The organism is Methylobacterium sp. DB0501 (genome assembly GCF_011043735.1).
GTDB lineage: Bacteria > Pseudomonadota > Alphaproteobacteria > Rhizobiales > Beijerinckiaceae > Methylobacterium > Methylobacterium alsaeris.
The window spans coordinates 34,945-53,098 of record NZ_JAAKGV010000021.1 but is presented as its reverse complement, the minus strand read 5'-3'; the positions used below and the strand labels follow the sequence as shown (position 1 = coordinate 53,098).

General features: G+C 69.4%; 18 protein-coding genes and 1 pseudogene. 11 read left to right on the top strand and 8 right to left on the bottom strand.

Annotated features, from left to right (window positions below):
- The first annotated feature begins 144 nt into the window (after positions 1-144).
- From G4G93_RS26760 to G4G93_RS26720, 9 genes are all read left to right on the top strand, one after another.
- Complete coding sequence (locus G4G93_RS26760; protein WP_165088790.1) at positions 145-684, top strand: MarR family winged helix-turn-helix transcriptional regulator; 540 nt, start codon at positions 145-147, stop codon at positions 682-684.
- 107 nt (positions 685-791) lie between these two features.
- On the top strand, positions 792-1,313 hold the full coding sequence (locus tag G4G93_RS26755; protein WP_165088788.1) for a flavin reductase family protein: 522 nt from the start codon (positions 792-794) through the stop codon (positions 1,311-1,313).
- Positions 1,314-1,405: 92 nt separating this feature from the next.
- Positions 1,406-2,878 carry a 4-hydroxyphenylacetate 3-hydroxylase family protein gene (locus G4G93_RS26750; protein ID WP_165088786.1) on the top strand — a complete coding sequence of 491 codons (1,473 nt, stop codon included), beginning with the start codon at positions 1,406-1,408 and terminating at the stop codon, positions 2,876-2,878.
- 117 nt (positions 2,879-2,995) lie between these two features.
- On the top strand, positions 2,996-3,376 hold the full coding sequence (locus tag G4G93_RS26745; protein WP_165088784.1) for a cupin: 381 nt from the start codon (positions 2,996-2,998) through the stop codon (positions 3,374-3,376).
- A gap of 61 nt (positions 3,377-3,437) precedes the next feature.
- Positions 3,438-4,310 carry a branched-chain amino acid ABC transporter permease gene (locus tag G4G93_RS26740; RefSeq protein WP_165088782.1) on the top strand — a complete coding sequence of 291 codons (873 nt, stop codon included), beginning with the start codon at positions 3,438-3,440 and terminating at the stop codon, positions 4,308-4,310.
- Positions 4,310-5,194, top strand: coding sequence for a branched-chain amino acid ABC transporter permease (locus tag G4G93_RS26735; protein WP_165088780.1), 885 nt, complete (start codon positions 4,310-4,312; stop codon positions 5,192-5,194). The genes G4G93_RS26740 and G4G93_RS26735 overlap by 1 nt, the downstream gene beginning before the upstream one ends.
- Positions 5,191-5,946, top strand: a complete 756-nt coding sequence (locus G4G93_RS26730) for an ABC transporter ATP-binding protein (protein WP_165088778.1) — start codon at positions 5,191-5,193, stop codon at positions 5,944-5,946. The genes G4G93_RS26735 and G4G93_RS26730 overlap by 4 nt, the downstream gene beginning before the upstream one ends.
- Complete coding sequence (locus G4G93_RS26725; protein WP_165088776.1) at positions 5,946-6,686, top strand: ABC transporter ATP-binding protein; 741 nt, start codon at positions 5,946-5,948, stop codon at positions 6,684-6,686. Before G4G93_RS26730 ends, G4G93_RS26725 begins: the two co-directional genes overlap by 1 nt.
- Positions 6,687-6,742: 56 nt before the next feature.
- Positions 6,743-7,921, top strand: coding sequence for an ABC transporter substrate-binding protein (locus G4G93_RS26720; protein WP_246737040.1), 1,179 nt, complete (start codon positions 6,743-6,745; stop codon positions 7,919-7,921).
- A 59-nt stretch (positions 7,922-7,980) separates the two neighbouring features.
- Here G4G93_RS26720 and G4G93_RS26715 read toward each other — a convergent pair.
- The 4 genes and pseudogenes from G4G93_RS26715 to G4G93_RS26700 form a co-directional block, all read right to left on the bottom strand.
- Positions 7,981-8,251, bottom strand: a pseudogene (locus G4G93_RS26715) (IS3 family transposase); the annotation flags it as partial.
- A gap of 633 nt (positions 8,252-8,884) precedes the next feature.
- Positions 8,885-10,117 (bottom strand): NAD(P)/FAD-dependent oxidoreductase, encoded by a 1,233-nt coding sequence (locus G4G93_RS26710; RefSeq protein ID WP_246737028.1) that lies wholly within the window; start codon positions 10,115-10,117, stop codon positions 8,885-8,887.
- Positions 10,114-10,437, bottom strand: coding sequence for a 2Fe-2S iron-sulfur cluster-binding protein (locus tag G4G93_RS26705; protein WP_165088772.1), 324 nt, complete (start codon positions 10,435-10,437; stop codon positions 10,114-10,116). Before G4G93_RS26705 ends, G4G93_RS26710 begins: the two co-directional genes overlap by 4 nt.
- Before the next feature lie 101 nt (positions 10,438-10,538).
- Positions 10,539-11,693: an aromatic ring-hydroxylating oxygenase subunit alpha gene (locus G4G93_RS26700; protein ID WP_165088770.1), complete on the bottom strand. Its 1,155-nt coding sequence runs from the start codon at positions 11,691-11,693 to the stop codon at positions 10,539-10,541.
- A 130-nt stretch (positions 11,694-11,823) separates the two neighbouring features.
- Here G4G93_RS26700 and G4G93_RS26695 point away from each other — a divergent pair, with 130 nt between their 5' ends.
- Positions 11,824-12,756 carry a LysR family transcriptional regulator gene (locus tag G4G93_RS26695; RefSeq protein ID WP_165088768.1) on the top strand — a complete coding sequence of 311 codons (933 nt, stop codon included), beginning with the start codon at positions 11,824-11,826 and terminating at the stop codon, positions 12,754-12,756.
- 16 nt (positions 12,757-12,772) lie between these two features.
- On the opposite strand, the gene G4G93_RS26690 is transcribed toward G4G93_RS26695, so the two are convergent.
- Genes G4G93_RS26690 through G4G93_RS26675 form a run of 4 tightly spaced genes read right to left on the bottom strand, consistent with a single transcriptional unit; the run spans position 12,773 to position 16,194 of the window.
- A complete protein-coding gene (locus G4G93_RS26690; protein ID WP_165088766.1) occupies positions 12,773-13,717 on the bottom strand; it encodes a LysR family transcriptional regulator in 945 nt (314 codons plus the stop codon).
- A 48-nt stretch (positions 13,718-13,765) separates the two neighbouring features.
- Positions 13,766-14,440 carry a DUF1028 domain-containing protein gene (locus G4G93_RS26685; protein ID WP_165088764.1) on the bottom strand — a complete coding sequence of 225 codons (675 nt, stop codon included), beginning with the start codon at positions 14,438-14,440 and terminating at the stop codon, positions 13,766-13,768.
- Positions 14,437-14,874 carry a RidA family protein gene (locus G4G93_RS26680; RefSeq protein WP_165088762.1) on the bottom strand — a complete coding sequence of 146 codons (438 nt, stop codon included), beginning with the start codon at positions 14,872-14,874 and terminating at the stop codon, positions 14,437-14,439. Before G4G93_RS26680 ends, G4G93_RS26685 begins: the two co-directional genes overlap by 4 nt.
- 33 nt (positions 14,875-14,907) lie before the next feature.
- Positions 14,908-16,194 carry an NAD(P)/FAD-dependent oxidoreductase gene (locus G4G93_RS26675; protein ID WP_165088760.1) on the bottom strand — a complete coding sequence of 429 codons (1,287 nt, stop codon included), beginning with the start codon at positions 16,192-16,194 and terminating at the stop codon, positions 14,908-14,910.
- An 852-nt stretch (positions 16,195-17,046) separates the two neighbouring features.
- Between G4G93_RS26675 and G4G93_RS26670 the strand changes: the two genes are divergently transcribed.
- Positions 17,047-18,153: an ABC transporter ATP-binding protein gene (locus tag G4G93_RS26670; protein ID WP_165088758.1), complete on the top strand. Its 1,107-nt coding sequence runs from the start codon at positions 17,047-17,049 to the stop codon at positions 18,151-18,153.
- Position 18,154 lies beyond the last annotated feature (1 nt).

Genomic DNA, 18,154 nt, shown 5'->3' with positions numbered 1-18,154 from the left:
CCGCGTGCGCGCACTGCCAGATGCCTTCCGGCACGGTTTAAGGCCATTGCGCTGCGGCGATGCCCGCCCCGAGCGCTGCGGCGATTGACAGGCCCGGACGATGACGCGACCTCAAGCCCGGCGACGCCGCGCCGGGGAGCCTTCGTGTCCGCTTACACCGTCTCCAAGCCCGAACTGATGCCGGGCCAGAACGACATCGAATTTCGAGCCTTCATCCAGAACTTCCTCGCCTTCAGCGCCCGCGTGGCGCAGTGCCGGGCCGGGTTCGGATCGCAGATCGGCCTGTCGGGCGTCGCCTACACGACGCTGATCTCGATCGCCCATCTGGAAGGGGACGAGGGGGTCGGGGTCAGCCAGATCGCCGAGCACCTGCACCTGTCGGGCGCCTTCGTCACCATCGAGGTCAACAAGCTCGTCGCCGAGGGCCTGGTGGCGAAGCGCCGGCACGAGCGCGACCGGCGCCGGGTGCTGCTGACCCTCACCGACGAGGGCCGACGCCGCCTCGCCGGCCTGCGCCCGGTCCTCGCCCCCGTCAACGATGCCCTGTTCGACTGCCTGAGCGCCGAGGAGTTCCGGATCCTCGCCGGCCTGATGGCCCGCCTGGTGCCGTGTGGGGACAACGCCACCGCGCTCCTGGAGTCGCTGGCCGACCGGGGCACGGCCGAGAGCCCGGCCGCCGGATAGCGGCGACCGGGCCCACGCCCAATCCTTGGGCGGCATCAGCCGAAAGAACGGGCTTGCCTGACCTCCGAAAATAGCTTTGTATCAAAGCTATCTCGCGGAGACGGGCGATGGCCTTCGATCAGCGCGCATTCCGGTCCGCCTTGTCGCAATTCGCCACCGGCGTTGCCGTCATCACGGCGCGCGGTGGCGGCGGCGAGGCGATCGGGCTCACCATGAGTTCGTTCAACTCGGTCTCGCTCGACCCGCCGCTGATCCTGTTCAGCGTCGATCGCCGGGCGCACAGCCTGCCGGCGATGCGGGAGGCGGCGGGCTACGCCGTCAACATCCTCAGCCGGTCGCAGGAAACACTGTCGAACCAGTTCGCCCGCTCGCTGGGCGACAAGTGGAGCGCGGTCGAACACACCCTCGGCCATGCCGAGGCGCCGCTGCTCACCGGGGCGCTGGCGCATTTCGAGTGCGAGCCCTTCGCCCGCCACGACGGCGGCGACCACGAGATCTTCCTCGGCCGCGTCGTGCGCTTCACGGCCCAGGGCGACGCGCCGCCGCTCGTGTTCTTCCGCGGCCGCTACCACGGCGTCTGTGCGGGCGACGACCGCGCGCCCGAATGGCCCCTGCCGATGCATTACTGAACCGGGCCGACAGCCCGGTCCCGTCTCCCGTCACGCACGTCTCCCGCCGAAGCGGCCGCGCTCCGGCGAACCAGTCCGGGAAGGAAACCACCATGAAGACCGGAAGCCAGCACATCGCCTCGCTGAAGGACCGGCGGGCGCTCTACATCGACGGCCAGCGGGTCGAGGACGCCACCCGTCACCCGGCCTTCGCCCGCACCATCGCCTCGGTCGGCCGCCTGTTCGACTTCGCCAGCGATCCCGCGCAGGCCGAGCTGATGAGCTTCGCCACGCCGGAGGGCGGGCGCGCCAACCGCATCTGGCAATTGCCGGAGAGCTACGGCGACCTCGTCGCCCGCCGGCAGGGTCTCGAGGCCTGGACCGGCCTGCATGCCGGCTTCCTCGGCCGCGCCCCGGACCACGTCGCCTCCTGCATCGCCGGGATGTTCATGGGGCTCGACGTGTTCGAGGAGTACGACCGCGCCCGGGCCGGGGCACTGGCCGACTACTACCGCTATGCCCGCGACAACGACCTCTACCTCACCTACGTCATCATCAACCCGCAGGCCGACCGCTCGAAGAGCGCCGCGCAGCAGAAGGACGCCTTCCTGACCGCGGGCGTGGTCGACGAGGATGCCGCCGGCATCACGGTGCGCGGCGCCAAGATGCTCGCCACCGGCGGCATCATGGCCAACGAGGTGCTGGTCACCTGCATCCAGCCGCTCCAGCCCGGCGACGAGCCCTACGCCCTGTCCTTCGCCATCCCGATGGACACGCCCGGCCTGAAGATCCTGTCGCGCAAGTCCTACGAGGCGGCCGCCGCCCACGTCTTCGACAACCCGTTGTCGAGCCGCTTCGACGAGAACGACGCCGTCCTGTACTTCGACGACGTTAAGGTACCATGGGACCGGGTGTTCGTGTTCAAGAACATCGCGATGTGCCAGAAGCAGTTCCACGCGACGCCGGCCCACGTCTACCAGAACTACCAGGCGATGATCCGCCTGTCGGTGAAGGTGCGCTTCCTCATCGGGCTCGCCCATCGCACCGCCGAGATGAACGGCATCCTCGCCTTCCCGCAGGTCCGCGAGACCCTGGGCCAGCTCGCCGCCGAGGGCGGGATGATCGACGCGCTGGTGGCCGCGATGGAGGCCAAGGGCACGCAGCGGGGCCGCTACTTCGTCCCCGACCGCCACACCCTCTACGCCGCGCAGACCCTCACCCAGCAGCTCTACCCGAAGATCCTCAACACCCTGCGCGAGCTGGCCGGCGGCGGCCTCATCATGCTGCCGTCCTCGGTCGCGGACTTCGCCAACCCCGACATCGCCGCGCTGATCGAGAAGACGCAGCAATCGCCGGCGGCGAACGCCGAAGACCGGGTCAAGTTCTACAAGCTGGCCTGGGACGCGGTCGGCTCGGAATTCGCCTCCCGCCACCAGCAATACGAGATGTTCTACGCTGGCGCGACCTTCGTGACCAAGGGCCACTCGTTCCGCACCTACGACTGGGCGGCGGCGGGCGCCCTCGTGAGCGGCATGCTCGGCAGCTACGACCTCGACCGCGGGTCGCAGGCCGCCCGCGCCGCCTGAGGGGAGGTCCGGACGACCGCGTCCGGGCCTCCCCACGGCGACAGCGATCGCCTGACGCAACCGGTCGGAAGCCGGCTGGCCTCCGCCCGTCCACATCGTTCCTCCAGGAGATGAGCTGTGGCCATCAACAAGGTGCATGACGAGTTCCGGGCCGTCGACATGACCGAGGGCTGGGAAGTGCCGCCGGGCTATCCTGCCGGCATCCAGCAAAAGATCCTGTCGGGGGCCCTCGACGAGGCGGGCAAGCGCGGCAGCCGCAGCCGGCTGCTGCGCTTCGAGCCCGGCGTGTTCACCACCGCGCCGTTCGTCCACGAATACTGGGAGGAGGTCTTCCTCGTCTCCGGCGACCTGACGGTCGGCAACGACGAACAGGGCCACGGCGGCGAGGCGTTCAAGCCCTTCACCTATGCCTGCCGGCCCCCGGGCGCCTTCCACGGCCCGTTCAAGTCCGAGGGCGGCTGCATCCTGTTCGAGCTTCATTACTTCGATCCGGTCTGAGCCGCCCGACGATGACCGCCCCTCCGCCCTCCGCCGGTCCCGCGCCGAAGGTCCGACCCGCATGATCGCCCAGCAACTCGTCAACGGCCTGATGCTCGGCGCGATCTACGTCCTGGTGGCGGTCTCGTTCACGCTGTCGATCGGCATCCTGAACTTCCTCAACTTCTCGATCCCGGGCCTGTTCATGGTCGGCGGGATGGTGACCTGGGTCCTGATCGGCAAGGGCCTGCACTGGAGCCTGGCGATCCTGGGCGCGGTGGCGGCGGCGGGGCTGGTGGCGCTCGCCGTCGAGCGGCTGTCCTACCGCCGCAGCCAGGCGCGCGAGCCCGAGGTGCCCCTCGTCAGCTCGCTCGGCTTCCTGGTCCTGCTGGAGAACCTCGCCCTGGTCGGCGCGGGTTCCGACCAGCAGGCCTTCCCGGCGCTGGTGCCGGACTTCAACCTGCGCATCGCCGGCCTCGTCGTCGGCGGCGCCCAGCTCGTCAGCCTCGCGGTCGCCCTGGCGCTCGTCCTGGCGATCTCCCTGGTCCTGTCGCGCACCAGCCTCGGCCGGCAGGTCCGCAGCATCGCCGAGAGCCGCGAGACCGCGGTGATCCTCGGCATCGACGTCGGGCGGCTGGTACCGGCGATCTTCCTCCTCAGCGCGGTGTTCACGGCGCTCGGGGGCGTGCTGTTCGCCCTCAACTACCTCCAGGTGTCGCCGTTCATGGGCGAGGGCGTCGGCTTCAAGGGCGTCGCCGCGATGATCCTCGGCGGCATGGGCAGCATCTGGGGCGCCGTCGCCGGCGGCCTGCTGATCGGCCTGACCGAGGTCCTGTCGATCACCTATCTCGGCGCCGACGTCGTGAACGTCACCGTCTACGGCCTGCTGCTCGCCGTGATGGTCTTGCGCCCGCAGGGCCTGTTCGGCCGTCCTCCGGCTCGGGAGAAGCTGTAATGACCGGCTACCAGTCCGGCCTTCTGGTCATCCTCTGCTTCAACGTCATCGCGGCCTATGCGGTCTACCTGCCGATGGCCGCCGGCCAGCTCAATCTCGGCGTCGCCGGCTTCATGGCGACCGGGGCCTACGCGGCCGCCTACCTCACCAACGAGGCCGGCTGGCCGATGGGCGCGGCGATCCCCGCGGGCGGCGCCTGCGCCGGCCTGCTCGCGCTCCTCGTGGCGGTGCCGATCCTGCGCAGCCAGGGCATCTACCTCGCGCTCGCGACCTTCGCCCTCGGGCAGGTGATCGCCGCGATCTTCCTGAACCTCGACGTCGTCGGCGGCGCCGCCGGCTACCCGGTCTCGGCCTATGCCGGGCCCGGGGCGGTGTTCGCCGCGACCGCCGCGATCCTCGCCGCCATGCTGCTGCTGTCGCGCACGCGCTTTGCCCTCTACCTCACGGCGATCAAGAGCGACCCGGTCGTGACCGACCTGATGGGCGTCAACGTCCGGGCGGTCCAGGTCGGCGCGCTCACCCTCGGGGCCGTGGTCGGGGGGCTCGGCGGCGGGCTCTACGCCCATCATTTCAGCTTCGTCGAGGCGCAGCACTTCAACGTCGCGCTGAGCATCTTCACGGTGCTCTACGTCCTCCTCGGCGGGGTCCAGACGGTGTGGGGGCCGCTCGTCGGCGCCGCCTTCTTCACCCTGCTGCCCGAGATGCTGCGGGCCGGCGGCGGCTGGCGCTACGTCCTGTTCGCCCTCCTCATCATCGGCGTCATGGCCCTGCGCCCGCAGGGGCTGGTGACCGCCGGCGCCCGCTGGCCGGCGCGCCTGCGCGGCCGCATCCCCGGGCGCCCGTCCGCCGAGACGGGCCTGAGCACGGAGGTCTCCGGATCATGACCGCGCTCCTCGCCATCGAGCATCTCTCGATCGCCTTCGGCGGCCTCCAGGTGCTGCAGGATCTCAGCTTCACGGTGCCGAAAGGACAGGCGACGGCGCTGATCGGCCCCAACGGCGCCGGCAAGACCACCGTGTTCAACCTCGTGAGCGGCGTCTACCGGCCGACCGGCGGGCGCATCCTGCTCGCCGGGCAGGATATCACCGCCCTGCCCTCGCGCCGGCGCATCCGGCACGGCATCGCGCGCAGCTTCCAGAACGTCCGGCTGATGGACCACCTGTCGGTGGTGGAGAACCTGCTCGTCGGCCAGCACGCCACCACGCGCGGCCTGCGCGACCTCCTGGTGCCGTTCCGCCTCGTCCCGAACCACCGCTGGCGGCGCGAGGCGATCGACGCCCTCGCCGAGGCCGGGCTCGCCGCCTATGCCGATGCGGGCGTCGGGGCGCTGCCCTACGGCATCCGCAAGCGGATCGACCTCGTGCGCGCCACCCTGGCGGGGGCGTCGCTGCTGATGCTCGACGAGCCCGCCGCGGGCCTCAACCCGACCGAGACCAACGCGCTGCGCGACCACCTCGCCCTGCTGCGGCGCCGCGGCGTCACGCTGCTCGTCGTCGAGCACGACATGCAATTCGTCGGCGAGGTCTGCGAGCACGTCGTGGTCCTCGATTTCGGCCAGAAGCTCGCCGAGGGCACGCTGGCGCAGGTGCAGCGCGACGAGCGGGTGCGCGCGGCCTATCTGGGGCAGGCGGCCTGATGCGCACTCTCCTCGACATTGCCGGGCTCTCGGTCGCCTACGGCCACGTCGCCGCCCTCCAGGACCTGTCGCTCGCCGTGCCCGAGGGCGGAATCGTCGCCCTGCTCGGGGCCAACGGGGCCGGCAAGACCAGCCTGCTCAAGGCCGTCGCCGGGGTGGTGCGCCCGGGCAAGGGGCGGGTGGTCTTCGACGGATGCGACATTACCGCCGCAGGGGTTCCGGCCCGGCTGGCCGGCGGCCTCGTGCTGGTGCCGGAGGGGCGCCGGATCCTGGTCTCGCTGACCATCGAGGAGAACCTGCTGGTCGGCGCCCATCTCCGGCGCGATCCCGACGGCGTGCGGCGCGAGATCGCGGCGATCTACGAGCGGTTCCCGAATCTCGGCCGCCGCCGCCACATGGCCGCGTCGTGCCTCTCGGGCGGCGAGCAGCAGATGCTCGCGGTCGGCCGGGCGATGATCGCCCGACCACGCCTGCTGATGCTCGACGAGCCGTCTCTGGGCCTGTCGCCGCTGTTCATCGGGCACCTGTTCGCCCTGATCCGCGAGCTGAACCGCGACGGGATCACGATCCTGCTCGTCGAGCAGAACACCGCCCAGGCCCTCGCCGTGGCCCACACGGCCGCCGTGCTGGAACTGGGGCGGATCGTGATGGCGGGCGACCCGGCGCAACTCGCCGGCGATCCGCGCCTCGCGGAAGCCTATCTCGGCCGCGCCGCCGGCGAGCCGGCCGCCCTGCACTGAAGCAACCGGCGCAGGATCGGCCGACCACGAGTCAACCAACCATGAGGGGACGGGTGATGACAGCGACGGGCAAGACGGTGGGTGGGGCGGTCATGGCGGTGTGTCTGCTCGCGGCGCCCGGCGCCCGGGCGGGCGAGATCGTCCTCGGCTTCTCGATGGCGAAGACCGGCCCCTATGTGAGCCTTGCCAACACCAACGAGGTGGCGGTCGACATGGCGGTCGCCGAGATCAACGCCAAGGGCGGCGTCGGCGGCCACACCCTGCGGCTGGTCAAGTTCGACACCGGCGGCGACCCGAAGCAGGCCGCCCTCGCGGTCCGCCGCTTCGCCGAGGACGACAAGGCGATGGCGGTCATCGGCCCGTTCAGCTCCAGCGAGGTCCGGGTCGCGTTCCCGGCCGGCGAGCGCCTCGGCATCGTGCAGATGTCGATGTCGTCCTCGGCGCCCACCCTGACCAAGGGCTTCTCCTACGCCTTCCGCAACACCCGCGACGAGGGCAAGGTCATCGACCAGGTCCTGGCGACGCTCAAGGACAAGAAGTTGCCGAGCGCCAGCGGCGCCATCGCGTACGCCACCGACGACGTGGTGTCGAAGTCGATCGGCACGGCGGTGCTGCCGGGCCTGATGGCGAAGTACGCGATTCCCGTGAAGGGCAGCGTCGACTTCCAGTACAATGCCTTCGACCTGTCGCCGCAGGTCTCGCGCCTGGCGCAGATGCAGGCCGACGTCATCGGGCTCGGCGCTCCGCCCGAGGCGGCGGTGAACCTCGCCAAGGAGATGAAGCGCCAGGGCGTGAAGGGCCGACTCGTCGGCGGCACCACCATCGCCGATCCGGAGCTGCCGCGGCGGATGGAGGGCGCGGGCGAGGCCCTAACCATCGGGACGACGTTCTTTCCCGCGCTGAACGCCCGCACGCAGGCTTTCGCCCAAGCGTTCGGCGAGCGGACGAAGGCCGCCGGCATCGCCCGCCACGAGCCGAACCAGCAGGACGCCGCCGCCTACGACATCGTCTACCTAGTCGCCGAGGCGGCCTCGCGCGCCAAGGTGACGGCCGAACCGGGCAAGCTCGCCGCCGAGCGCACGGCCGTCCGCGATGCCCTGGCGTCGCTGAAGGACGTCGATGCATTGGAGGGCAGCATCTCGTTCGGCGAGGAGCGCGACGCGATCAAGCCGATCTACGTCGTCGAGGTGAAGGACGGCAACTGGGCGCTGCTCGATACGCGCAAGGCCGATTGAAGCATTGCCGGGCGAGAGAAGATCGATCCTCCCCCGTTCTCGCGGACACGGGATTGGCCTGCATTCCGCTCGGCCTGCTCGGGCGTGATGTCGCCGGGAGCGGAGTGGATGCGCTGTCGATGGGAACGTCCCTCGATGGAGGCGAACCGGTCGCGCCGGGCCTCATCGCGGGTCGCCCCTCGTTGCGGGTGGACGAGTTCGACCTCGAGAGTGTGGAGGACACTCTCCATCGGGGGCGTTGTCGTCGCAGCAGCCGGCGCGGCTCATGGAGGGCGTCGCCCGGATATCGGGGTGCTGCCTTCGGTGCGCCTCCGCCGCGTACCTTGAGCCTTCCACCGGCTTCTCCGGCGACGACCCACGAGACCGGTTCGCGCGTTTGGGTCGCCGATGCCCCCTGGGGAGCGAGTTTCGACTGAGATGCTCCTGGTTGAACACGCTCTCAGTCAGGCCACTCCCGACGACGCCTTCGTAGGGCTGTTCCGATATAAGCGAGCGATCGTAGCCTTGCAGGGAAAGTCAGGATTTTGGGTCATCTTATATTTATTATGCGTCCTAGCAAAATCGCCAGCGAGGCCATGATGCAATAGCCAAACAGGACATCACGCGAATGAAGCAAGAACAGTTCTGGAGCGAATTCAAACATAAGGCCTCTCCTGCAAATCGCGGGCCAGTTCCCCGCCGTCGCCCGTTCCCGCCCGGCCGGGGGTCAGAACGAGCCCGCGGGCGCAGCAGCGCAGGCTGAACTGGATCTGGCGCGCCTCCCTCGACCTGGACGATCGGTTGCCCTCGAGCTGGGAGCCGCTCAACGGACCCCAGCAGGCAGCCTGACCAGTTGGCCCGTCACCAAGCGCTTATGAAACAGAGCATCTATCATATTTAGATCAAGTCGGTTCATGCCGGTCGGCGAGCTCGATATCAAATCCGTCAAATCTAAAAAATACATTTATAGTAATTTACAATATATCAACAAGTGATTAGCGAATTTATCGAAAAATCTAGATTGGCAAGATCAGATTTATGTGGATTGATTCCCGCATCGACCAGCTTGCGGCCGATCATGTAGGTCGCGGGATCGTTCATCGCATCGACGGCAATCAGCGACGATTTGCGGAAATACCAGACGGATTGCGATCCGGGCCGCTTGCCTGGGCGTACGAGAGTCGCGTCGTAGCCTTTGCACAGGCCGGCGATCTGGAGCCGCACGTCGTACTGGTTCGACCAGAACCAGGGCTTGGGCCGGTAGGGGCTCTCAAGCCCGCAGAGGGTGGCCGCGGCGGTCTCGCCTTGCGCGATCGCGTTCTGTACCGACTCCAGCCGGATGCGGTCGCCGGCATGGGGGAAGCTCGTGCAATCGCCCGCGGCGAGAATGGACGGGTCCGAGGTCCGGCAGCGCTCGTCCACCGCGATGCCGTCCTCGACGGTGAGGCCGGCGCGGGCCGCCAGATCCACGACCGGCGCGGTGCCGATCCCGACCAGGACAAGGTCGATGGCCAGCTCGCTCCCGTCCGACAGGATGGCACGCTCGACGCGATCCGGTCCCGAGAGGGCCACGAGGCCCAGTCCCTCCAGGACGCGAACGCCGTGGCGACGGTGCAGGTCCCGGAAATAATCGGAGGTCGGCGCGGCCGCGACGCGGTGAAGGAGGCGCGGGGCGGCCTCCAGAACGGTCACCGCCCGCCCCGCGCCCGACACGGCCGCCGCCACCTCCAGCCCGAGATAGCCGCCGCCGACGATGAGGACGCGGCTCGCGCCGGCCAAGGCGGGGCGGAGTGCGGTGGCGTCGGCCATGCGGCGGAGCACGTGGACGCCGGCGAGGGACCCGCCCGCCGCCGCCGGCAGACGGCGCGGCTCGCTGCCGAGGCAGAGGGCCAGATGGTCGTAGCCGATCGCCGCTCCATCATCGAGGGCGAGCGTCTTCGCCTCCCTGTCGATCGCGACGGCGGAGCGGCCGAGACGCAACTCGACCCCCTGCGCCTCGAACCAGTCGCGCGGGCGCAGCGACAGGCCGTCGGCTGCAAGCTCCCCCTTGAGGTAATCCTTCGAGAGAGGCGGGCGCTGGTAGGGAAGGACGGGCTCGTCGCCGACGAGGGTGATCCGGCGGTCCGCATCCAACGCACGGAGCCTGGCGATCAAGGCGACGGCGGCCTGACCGGCACCGACGACGACCGTGCGGGGGTGCATGGCGCCGGCGCTCATGCCGGCGAGACCGGAACGTGGAGGACGAGGCCGTCGAGGTCCGCATGAGCGCGGATCTGGCAGCTCAGCCGACTGTTCGGTCGCCGACCGGCTTCCACCATGTCCAGTATCTCGTCCTCGTCCGGACCTGGCCGTCCGGTTGCGGCGAGCCACTCCTCGGCGACGACGACGTGGCAGGTCGCGCAGGCCAGGGCACCGCCGCAATCTCCGAAGATGCCGGGAACGGAATGTGCCACGGCCGCCTCCATGAGCGTGCAGCCATCGCGCACCTCCGCGACCACGTCGGAACGGCCTTCGGGCTTCCAGGTGATGTTCGCCATGGCTTGACTCGGTTGTCCGGTGCGGGGCCGCCGCCGGAGCAGTCGCCGCCGCGGGATGAATCACCTCGAAAGGTCCTCGACGGCCTATTGTCCTGGACGGCCTATTCGGCCGCGATCTGGAACGCGCGCTCGAAACCGCCGGTGCGCGCGGCGATGTATTGCAGGAAATCGTAGATCGGTCGCTCGAGATAGGAGAGGTGGCCCGCCTTGGCCGCCGCGGCATTCAGCCCGCGATAGACCTTCTCGGTGCAGCCGCGGTCCTCGAGGTTCACCTCGTCGAGGAGCCGCTTCAGGTCGCGGACATAGTCCTCTGCCTTCGGATCGGCCATGAATTCCGGCGAAAGCCCGCCGCCATAGGTGATGTGGACCTGGCCCGGACCCTTGGGGTGGAGCGAGAGGTACCAGAAATATCCCGGCGTCAGCGTGATGAGATGGCTGGGATAAAGGGCGAGGAGCGCCGTCGTCTTGCGCCAGTGGCCTTCCAGCCGGACGTTGTCGGGATGGGCGTTCCCGATCGCCAGCGACGCTTCCTTGGTGATCCAGTGATAGTTGAAGTCCGGCAGGCCCGGCGGGCAGATCATCTCTTCGAGCCGGGAATGCGGGCCCACCGTCGCCGCGTGGCAGACCGGCAGGTGGTAGCTCTCCATGAAGTTCTCGGCGAGCACCTTCCAGTTCGTGTCCCAGACATGGGTCTCGCGGAAGCACTCGACATAGTTCTCCATGCCGTAATGTCCGACCAGTTTCTCGACCGGGCGGAATCGCTCGCGGACGCTCTGCGCGTCGGGATTGAGCGTCACGTAGATCCAGCCGAGCCATTCCTCGCAGCGGATCTGCGGCAGCGTGTAGGCCTCCTTGCAGAAGCCCGTCGTCTCCTTCATGAACGGCGCGCCCCGCAGCGTGCCGTCGAGATTGTAGGTCCAGGCGTGGTAGGAGCAGACGATGCTGCGCGCGCGGCCCGACCCCTCCAGCAGCGTCGACATGCGGTGCAGGCAGACGTTGGACAGGGCCCGCAGCTCGCCCTTCTGGTCCCTCAGGACGATGATCGGCTGGTTCGCCAGCTCGTAGGTGAGATAGTCGCCGGGTGCGGCAAGCGCGCTGGCGCGCCCGACGCACATCCATTCCTGCGCGAAGATGGTCTCCAGTTCGCGCCGGAGGAAACCCTCGTCCTTGTAGACCCCGGGCGGCATCGCCACCGCATCGTGGAAGGGGCGGCGGGCGGCCTGAAGCAACTCGTCGAGCGGGGCGTGCGACGACATAGGGCGCGTCCTTCACTGTGCGGAGGGCGAGAACTTGGCTCACGCCTCGATCCATTCGCGATGCCTCCTGGCTAGCACGCGCCGGAACAGGTAAAAACTTCGAAACTCATGCCTTCGAGAAAGGCAGAATATGGTTCGCTTCACCCTGCGGCAATGCACCTATTTCCGCGCCGTGGCGGAGGCCGGGGGGATCGCCCAGGCCGCGCGCGCCCTCAACATCTCCCAACCCGCCGTCGCGCAGGCGATCGAGAAGCTGGAGGACGTCACGGGCCTGCGCCTCTTCGACCGCCGGCACGCGCGCGGCACGACCCTGACCCGGCAGGGACGTGCCTTCCTGCAGCATGCCGCGGAACTCGAGCGGCAGGCCGAGCAGGTGGCGCGCGAGGCCGCGGCGCTCGCCTCCCAGGTCGCCGGGGAGATCCGCCTCGGCTGCTTCGCGACGCTCGCCCCGTTCTTCGCCGCGAGCCTCGTGCGCGGCCATCTCGACCGCCATCCCGGGGTGCGGATGGTCACGCGCGAGCTGAGCCTGACGGCCCTGGCCGAGGAGGTGCGGGCGGGGAGCCTCGACCTCGCACTGACCTACGATCTCGGGGCCGATCTCGCGGGCCTGTCGGTCCTGCCGCTCGCGGCGCTGCCGCCGATGGCGGTCATCGCGGCCGACCATCCGCTGGCGGGCAAGCGCTCGGTCTGGCTGCGCGAGCTGGCGCAGGAGCCCTACGTGATGTTCGACGGACCGGGCAGCCGGGGCTATTTCGAGGATCTCCTGCGCGAGCACGGCATCGCGCCGCCCATCGCCTATGTCTCGACCTCGCTGGAGGCCGTGCGCAGCGCGGTCGGCAACGGCTTCGGATTTACGCTCCTGGTGATGCGCCCCCACACCGCGACGACCTACGATCTCAAATCGTTGAAGGTGCTGCGGCTGCGCGACGCCCTCCGGCCGCTGCGGATCGTGCTGGCGACGCGCGACCGGGACGAGGGCGACCCGCTCCTCGGGCGCTTCGTGGACCACTGCGTCGACTATTTCGCAGCCCGCTTCGAAGCGCCGCCCACCGCCGATCCGTGAGAGACCGGACGAGGCCCTATCGCTTGCGGGGCCCGAAGCTCGGAGCGACCATGCCGGGAATGTAGGAATCCGAGATATGCGCCCGGCAATGGGCCGCGAAGGCGGCGACGAGCTGGGTCTTGCGCAGCGACTTCAGCGTGGCGACGCCGATCGTCATCGGCCGATGCTCGCCCGCGAGACGGATGCGCACCAGCCGGCGGCCATCGAGGGCGTAGTCCGAGCGGGGCGTGGCGTTGAGGATGGAATAGCCGTAGCCGTTGGCGACCATGGTGCGCACCACCTCGTGATGGGCCGAGCGCGCGGCGATGGTCGGCTCCAGTCCCTGCTTGAGGAACAGCGCCAGGAAGTATTCGCGGCTGATCGGCAGGTCGAGGAGGATCATCGGCTTGGCCGCGATGTCCTCGAGGACGACGGAGGGCTGCCGCGCGAGCGGATTGGCCTCGCCCATCAGGACGTGCGGCGGCAGCTCGACCAGCGGCGTGAACTCGATGTCGTCGGGAACATGGAGATCGTAGCAGAGGGCGATGTCGAGTTCCGAATGCCGGATGCCCTCGAACAGCTCGTCGTGGTTGCGCTCGACCGTGCGGATGGAGACGGTCGGAAAGGCCGAGGTGAACGAATGCGTCAGCTCCGGCACCAGCATCGGCGCCAGCGTGACCATGCAGCCGAGCGACAGAGAGCCACGCACCAGCCCCGTCGCCTCCGTCGCTCGCAGATAGAGGCTCTCGGCCTGCGCCACGAGGCTCTTCGCCTCGCGCAGGAGGTCGCGGCCGGCCGGCGTCAGCGACAGGCCCTGCGCGTGGTGGCGCACGAAGAGCTGGACGTTCAGCTCCTGCTCCAGATGGGAGACGGCGGCGGAGATCGACGGCTGCGAGATGTGGACGCGCTCGGAGGCGAGCGTGATGCTGCCGGCCTCGCCCACCGCGATGAAATATTCCAGCTGGCGCAGTGTGTAGCGCATCCAGGCCTCAGGGGCGGCGTTTCGGCACCGCCCCTCTATAGCATCGGACTACTCGTCGCCGGGAACCCCGTAGCTCGGCGCGGCGCCGGGATCGAGGGCGCGGGTCACGTAGTCCGCGAGCTGCGGCTTGTAGAGCGCCCAGAGCGCGGCCAGCGCTTCGACGGGGCAATCCTCGGTCCAGTCGACGCGCAGGTCCGCGACCGGCCAGGACACCCGGTCGACCAGCGTCATGCCGACCGAGCGCAACGGCCCGGCCTCGCCCCCCGCCGCGACCGCCGCGCGCATGACGGCGACGAGGCGGTCGCCGAGATGGCCGGACGAGGCCTCGAAGGCCTCCACCATCCGCCGAGGCACGTCGGGGCTGGCCAGAAGGTTGCCGCCGCAGGCGACGCTCTCGCCCGTCGCCTCGGCGAAGATGCCGAGGGCGCGCGGGCCGGAATGGACGGCCGCCTCGCCCCGGCCGTCGATGGCGAGGACCTGGCGGAATTCCATGTGCGCCGTCGAGGCGCGCAGCACCTCGACGGCCTGCCTGGCGCCGGCGCCGAGCGCCATCAGGTCCAGCGTGCGGGGGCCGAGCGAGGGATCGGTGACGTTCTGGCTCGCGACCGCCCCGACCCCGGCCCGCGCATGGGCGCAGCGCGCCGCGACGGCCGGTGAGGAGGAGGAGACCGCGACGCCGAACATACCCGTTTCCCGGCAGCGCGCGACGATCGAGAAGGTCACGCGGCGTCCTCCGGGATGACGGCGATGGCGTCGATCTCGACCAGCCATTCGGGTCGGGCGAGGGCCGAGACGACGATGCCCGTGGAGACCGGATAGACGCCCTTCAGCCAACGCCCGACGACGCGGTAGACCGCCTCGCGGTAGCGCGGATCGACGATGTAGATCGTGATCTTGCAGATGTGCTCGAGCCGGGCACCCGCTTCCGTCAGCAGCATCTCGATATTGGCCATGGCCTTCTCGGCCTGGCCGGTCGGGTCGCCGATGGCAACGCTCTGCGAGGTGTCGAGGTCCTGGCCGATCTGGCCGCGAACGAAGACCATGCTGCCTTTCGCCACCACGGTCTGGCAGAGGTCGTTGTCGAGCTTCTGCTCCGGATAGGTGTCCTTGGTGTTGAACTTGCGGATGCGCGTATGTGCCGTCACGGCAGGCTCCATGCAGGGGGAAACGGGCGGGCGGGAGGCGCGGCGTCAGGCTGCCGGCGAGACCGCCGACGCGGTGCGGCACCGGGCGACGTGATGGTCCAGGTAGCTGCGCCGCGTCGCGATGTGGTCCGCGAGATAGCGGGCATCGTGCCAGACGCCCCAGATGAAGCTGGAGGCGCGGCCCGAGAGCCAGGGGAGGCCGAGGAAGTAGATGCCGGGCTCGCGGGAGACGCCGCGCTGGTGGTCCGGCCGGCCTTGCGCATCGCACGCGCCCACCTCCAGCCAGCGAAAATCGGAGGTGTAGCCCGTCGCCCAGACGATCGCCGAGATGCCGGCCTGCGCGAGGTCGAGGCGCTCGATCGGATCGGTGACGCAGGCGGGATCGGGTGGGAAGACGCGGGCCTCGGGCTCCTGCGGCAGGTCGAGCCCATTGCGCGCGGCGTAGGCGTCGGCCTCGTCGAGGAGCGCGAGATAATAGGCGTCGCCGCGCACGAGGGTCGCCGCGAGATCGGGCGCGAAGCTCAGGACGCCGTCGCGGTAGTCCAGCGTCCGGCCGACCAGCGTCATGCCGCGATGGGCGAGGCGGCGGAAGTCGATCGTCTCGCCGCCATGGGCACCGCTCACCGCGATGGTGACATGCTCCGTGCCGGGTGCGCGGGCCTGGATGTCCCACTTGCCGAGGACGCCGAGCCACCACACGAAGTCACGGCCGCGATAGGCGCGCGGCGGCCGGTCGTGGGGACCGACCGAGAGGGTGACCCGCCGTCCCGCCCGCAGCAGCTCGTCGGCGATCTGGACGCCGGAGGAGCCCGCGCCGACCACCAGGACCGCCCCCGGCGGCAGCGCGGACGGGTTGCGGTAGGCGTTCGAGTGGATCTGGTCGGGGCCTGCCCCGGCCGGCACGATCGGCGGAATCACCGGCTTCTGGAAGGCGCCCGTCGCGGCGACGACGCTGTTCGCCTCGATGGTCCCGTGCGAGGTCTCGACCCGGAAGCCCGGACGCCCGTCGAGCCGCCGCACCTTCGTCACCTCGACACCGCAGCGGATCGGGGCGCCGAAGGCGCGGGCATAGGCGGCGAAGTAATCGGCTACCTGGTCCTTCGGCACGAAGGCGTCCTCGTCGAAGGCGGTGAAGTCGAGGCCGGGGAAGCGGTCGTGCCAGGCCGGACCGTTGGCGACGAGCGAGTCCCAGCGGGCCGAGCGCCAGCGCTCGGCGATCCGCGCCCGTTCGAGGACGAGATGGGGCACGGCCTGCTTCGTCAGGTGCTCGCTCATCGCGACCCCGGCCTGACCGGCCCCGACCACGAGCGTGTCGATCGTCTCCACTGACATCTGCCACGTCCTTCCCTGGGCAACGCTTGTTCTCTGGGCTAGCGCAGCTCGGAAATCGCGAACATTACGATTTGGATCAGCAGTGCTTCGGCCTTTCCGAGGCCGACCCCCCGCTCGGGTCCGCAACCGGGCGAGGAGCCGGTCCATCATTCGGTCGAGCGCGATGAACTCGTCCGGCTCGTGGCCCTGGTCCATCGGGCCCTGCCCGCCGACGACGGGGGGATCGAAAGGCCCTCGCGGAAGAGGCCGCCTCCGGTGCCGAAGGCGACCTTGCGATGACCCTCGCCCTCGACCGGCGCCTTGGCGTAAGGCGACGACCTCCGCCTCGGGCGGCGTGTCGAGCGCCGGACAGGCGTTCACGGTCTCGATCCCGATCGCCGCATTGCGCACGGCGAGGACGCCGGCGGCGAAGTCGATCGGTTCGCGGTCGGGATCGCGGCTGACCGTCGGAACGGCGATCAGGCGGTCGAGAAGTGCGAGAATGGAGGCCGGCATCCGGGTCATGGGCCGAGCGCAAGGCCCTCGCCTCCCCGTGCGGCATCGCTTTTTCGAACCGTCGATTCTGCCGCCGGCCCGTCCGCCCGTGCCTGACGAGGCGCGCCCTCTGCAATGCTTCGGAAAATCCTATCCCACGACGGACGCCCCGCCGCCCTGGCGGCCTTGCGGCAGCAAAGATTGCATGTTTAGCTTTGTCCACCCCAGGGTCGACTTAGTTTTACCCAACCCAGGGTCGACGAGGACGCCATGCCAGCCAGCCGAGCGCGCACAATCGAAGATGACGGCAAGCAAAGTGCCAGCTCGGATGCGCGTATCGGGCGGAACCATCGGCGCGCCTTCGGAAAGGGTGCCTGAATGGCCGCATCCGCCGCGTCCAACCCGTTCGTGACCTTCTCCCACATCCGCAAGACGTATGACGGCGAGAGCTATGTCATCCGGGACCTGAATCTGGAGATCGCCGAAGGCGAGTTCCTGTCGCTGCTCGGTCCCTCCGGCTCGGGCAAGACCACGACCCTGATGCTGCTCGCAGGCTTCGAAAGCCCCAGCGGGGGAACGATCCGGCTCAACGGACGGACGCTGAACGAGTTGCCGCCCCACAAGCGCGACATCGGGATGGTCTTCCAGAACTACGCCCTGTTCCCGCACATGAGCGTTGCCGAGAACATCGCCTTCCCGCTGTCCGTGCGAGGCGTGGCGAAGGCCGAGCAGCGGGATCGCGTGGCCCGCGCGCTCGACATGATCGAGCTGGGGCGTCTGGGGGAGCGCAAGCCGAGCCAGCTCTCCGGCGGCCAGCAGCAGCGCGTCGCGCTTGCCCGCGCCCTCGTCTTCGAGCCGCGGCTCGTCCTCATGGACGAGCCGCTCGGCGCGCTCGACAAGGCGCTGCGCGAGACGATGCAGTACGAGATCAAGCGGCTGCACCGCCGGCTCGGCGTCACGATCGTCTACGTCACCCACGATCAGGGCGAGGCGCTCACCATGTCGGACCGCGTCGCCGTCTTCGAGGGCGGCGCGATCCAGCAGATCGCCTCGCCGGCCAACCTGTACGAGGATCCCGAGAATGCCTTCGTCGCCGACTTCATCGGCGAGAACAACGCACTGGCCGGTCAAGTCTCCAGCGTCGAGGACGGTTACGCCGTGCTGACGCTGCCGGGCGGCCGGACCTTCAAGGGCCGGGCGGGCGGCGCCCTCAGGCCCGGGGATGCCGCCGTCCTGGCGCTCCGGCCGGAGCGTGTCACGGTCGATCCCGGCGACGGCGACGCTCAGAACCGCCTCTCGGGGACGGTCGAGGAGATCATCTACTGCGGCGACCACCGCCGGATCCACCTCGCCACCGGCCATGCGGGGCACTTTGTCATCAAGGTCCCGAACACCCAGCGGACGGTCCTGCCGGCGAACGGCGAGCCCGTCGGCGTCTCTTGGCGCTACGACGACTGCAAGGTCGTCGATGCCCGGCCGACCTGAA